Raw genomic sequence first — 3105 nt, forward strand, 5'->3', positions numbered from 1 at the left:
GTTTGCAATAAAAAACATCCCGCCTCGGCGGGATGTTTTTTATCTGCCGTCGTATATATGACAGAGCCTGTTACCAAGGTGTCAGCGGCTCATCAGTGGTTCCATGAAGCGGGCCACTTTGTCGCGGATCTGCGGCTGCGCCGCCGGGGTAGGGTGAATGCCATCGTTCATCATAAGTTCAGGGCGCAGCGCAATATCATCCATGAAGAAGGGGAGCAGGGGCAGCTTGTTGGTCTCGGCGAGTTCCGGGAAGATCTGCTCGAACTGGCGCAGATAGCGGGCTCCGTAGTTGCGGGGCAGCTGGATCTGGGTCAGCGCGACCTGAATCCGCTTCTCTTTGGCAAGGGCAATCATGCTGGCCAAATTCTGGCGGGTAATGGCAGGGGCAAAGCCGCGCAGGCCATCGTTGCCCCCCAGTTCGAGCAGCAGCCAGTCCGGCTGATGCTGCTCCAGCAGGGCGGGCAGGCGCGCCAGCCCTCCCTGGGTGGTCTCACCGCTGACGCTGGCATTGATGAGGGTGTGCTCGCCCCCCTCGTTCTGCCATTTTTGTTCAAGCAGGGCAGGCCAGCTCTGCTTCTCCTGCATCTGATAGCCGGCACTCAGGCTGTCACCGAGCACCAGCAGAGTCTGGGCCTGAACCGACGAGAGCAGGCTGCCGAAGCCAACCAGCAAGGCAAACAGAATACGCACCATCAATTCAACTCCCGCTATGGATTGCCATCAAGGGATTGGGACAAAGGATATCGAGCATGAGTTCAACCCCCATTATTGTCGTCAAGGGCCTCGGCAAATCGGTTCGCCTCGGCCAGGAAAGTCTCACCATCCTTGAAGGGATCGATCTGCAAGTCAATAGCGGCGAGACAGTGGCACTGGTCGGCGCCTCCGGCTCCGGCAAGTCCACTCTGCTGGGATTGCTGGCCGGGCTCGATCTGCCGAGTCAGGGAGACATCGAAATCCTCGGAAAATCTTTGGGCGAGCTCGACGAAGAGGGGCGGGCCCGATTGCGTGCCGAGCAGATCGGCTTTGTGTTCCAGTCGTTCCTGCTGCTCCCGACCATGACGGCGCTGGAGAATGTGATGCTGCCCGCCGAGCTGCGCGGCGAGCGGGATTGCGAACCAAGAGCCCGTGAACTGCTGGCCGCGGTCGGGCTTGGCGAGCGGTTGCACCATCTGCCGCCACGGCTCTCCGGCGGTGAGCAGCAGCGGGTGGCCATTGCTCGTGCCTTCATGACCCGTCCAAGCCTGCTGCTGGCGGACGAGCCGACCGGCAACCTCGACAGCAAGACCGGCGAGAAGGTGATCGAGCTGCTGTTTGAACTCAATCGCAAGCACGGCACCACGCTAGTGGTAGTGACTCATGACCATCAGCTGGCCGAGCGTTGCCAGCGGCAAGTGGTTATGACGGCGGGCAGGCTGGAGCGCGAGGTTAGTCATGCCGTGGTGTAACGCAGGGGGCAGGCGAGTGAGCGGAGGTGGTCAGGGATGATGCAGTGGCGATTGGGATGGCGACTGCTGCGCCGGGAAGGATGGAGCGGCGAGCTGCGCTGGTTTGTGTTGGCGCTGGCCCTGAGTGTGGCCTGTGTGCTCAGCGTGGCGCTGGTGGCAGATCGGCTGGAGGCAGGACTCAAGGCATCTGGCCGCGACTTTATCGGGGCGGATCGGGTGCTGCGCACTGCCACTGCGGTTCCGGATGGCTGGTTGCTGCAGGCACAAAAAGATGGTCTGGCGTTGCAGACCACGGTCAGTTTCAACAGCATGCTGTTTCACGGCGATGCGCTGCAGCTCGCCTCAATCCGGGCGGTGCCCGACAGTTTTCCCTTCTACGGCAAGCTGGAGCTGACCCCGGCCCGGGCTCCAGCTCCCGGTGAAATCTGGCTCTCTGCCCGGGTGATGCAGTTGCTGGCGGCCAAGGTGGGGGATGAGCTGGAGGTGGGCAATACGGTGCTCAAGGTGGCTGGTCTGCTTGGCGAGGAGCCCGATCAGGGCTTCAGCCCCTTCCTGCTGGCGCCGCGGGCGCTCATCCACAGCGCCGACATCGAGGCGACCGGCGCCCTGCTGCCGGGCAGTCGTCAGCAGTGGCGCTATCTCTTCAAAGGGTCGCGAGAGGAGCTGGCCCGCTATGAGCGCTGGTTGGTTCCTCAGCTGCAGGCGGGGCAGAAGTGGATCACCCCCGATGACAGTGAATCCCAGGTGGGCCGCTCGCTGGTCAATGCCGAGCGTTTCTTCCGGCTGGCGTCCCTCTGCGGTGTGCTGCTGGGGGCGCTGGCGATGGGCATAGCGGTACGTCACTTTGCCGAACGCCAGACCAATATGGTGGCGCTGCTCAAGACGCTGGGGGCATCGCGCACCAGTCTGTGGCAACTGATGAGCGGGCTGTTGCTGTCGCTGACCCTGATCGGCGCCCTGCTGGGGCTGGTGGCGGGTACCATCATGCAGTGGTTTACCCTGCAACTGCTGGGTGAGTTGCTGCCACCGGATTTGCCGCCTCCCTCCTGGCGCCCCTTTGCACTAGGAGTGGCGGTTGCCCTCTTTATCACCCTGCTGCTCGCCTTTATCCCCTTCTTGCGGCTGCTGAAAGTGCCGCCGCTGCGGGTGTTGCGCCGCGAGCTGGAGGCGGGGATCCCCCCCTGGCTGGCGCTGCCGGTCGGTCTGCTCGGCCTGTTTGCGCTGGTATGGGGCTTTACCGCCGATGTGCGGCTGGCGCTGGGTTTGGTGGGAGGAATGGGTCTGCTGATGGGGCTGCTGGCTCTGCTGGCCTCCCTGATGTTGCGACTGGGGGCGCGGGTGAGCGGTCCGCACGCCCTGCGGCTGGCGTTGGCCCATCTGTCGCGCGAGCGGCGCAGCGGTCTGTTCCAGCTGGCCGGTTTTGCGCTGGCGCTGATGCTGTTTGGCTTGCTCTGGGCGGTTCGCATCGATCTGCTGGAGGAGTTCTCCGCCCGTTTGCCGGCCGATGCCCCCAACCGTTTTCTGGTCAATGTGGCCGAGAACGAGCGGGAAGGGATCCTGAGCGAACTGGCGGGAGCCGGCGCTGTTACCTCCGACTTCTATCCCATGGTGCGCGGGCGCCTGACCCATATCGCCGGTGATGCGGTGGGTGAGGGGGCTC

General features: G+C 63.6%; 3 protein-coding genes. 2 read left to right on the forward strand and 1 reads right to left on the reverse strand.

The features are described 5' to 3' along the window. Positions 1 to 81 precede the first annotated feature (81 nt). Entirely contained in the window at positions 82 to 693 is a 612-nt protein-coding gene (locus AB5Y92_RS07820; RefSeq protein WP_164536205.1) for an arylesterase, read from the reverse strand. Between the two features lie 56 nt (positions 694 to 749). On the opposite strand from AB5Y92_RS07820, the gene AB5Y92_RS07825 reads away from it, so the two are divergent. Then, positions 750 to 1445, forward strand: a complete 696-nt coding sequence (locus tag AB5Y92_RS07825) for an ABC transporter ATP-binding protein (protein WP_368226340.1) — start codon at positions 750 to 752, stop codon at positions 1443 to 1445. A 36-nt stretch (positions 1446 to 1481) separates the two neighbouring features. Further along, positions 1482 to 3105, forward strand: a 1624-nt coding sequence (locus AB5Y92_RS07830; RefSeq protein WP_368226343.1) for an ABC transporter permease, incomplete at its 3' end; no start/stop codon positions are given.

It is taken from the genome of Aeromonas sp. R1-1, assembly GCF_040908495.1.
In the GTDB taxonomy this organism is placed as follows: domain Bacteria; phylum Pseudomonadota; class Gammaproteobacteria; order Enterobacterales; family Aeromonadaceae; genus Aeromonas; species Aeromonas veronii.

Coding starts and splice junctions, on each gene's coding strand:
- AB5Y92_RS07820 (WP_164536205.1), bottom strand. CDS start 693: ATGGTGCGTATTCTGTTTGCCTTGCTGGTTGGCTTCGGCAGCCTGCTC.
- AB5Y92_RS07825 (WP_368226340.1), top strand. CDS start 750: ATGAGTTCAACCCCCATTATTGTCGTCAAGGGCCTCGGCAAATCGGTT.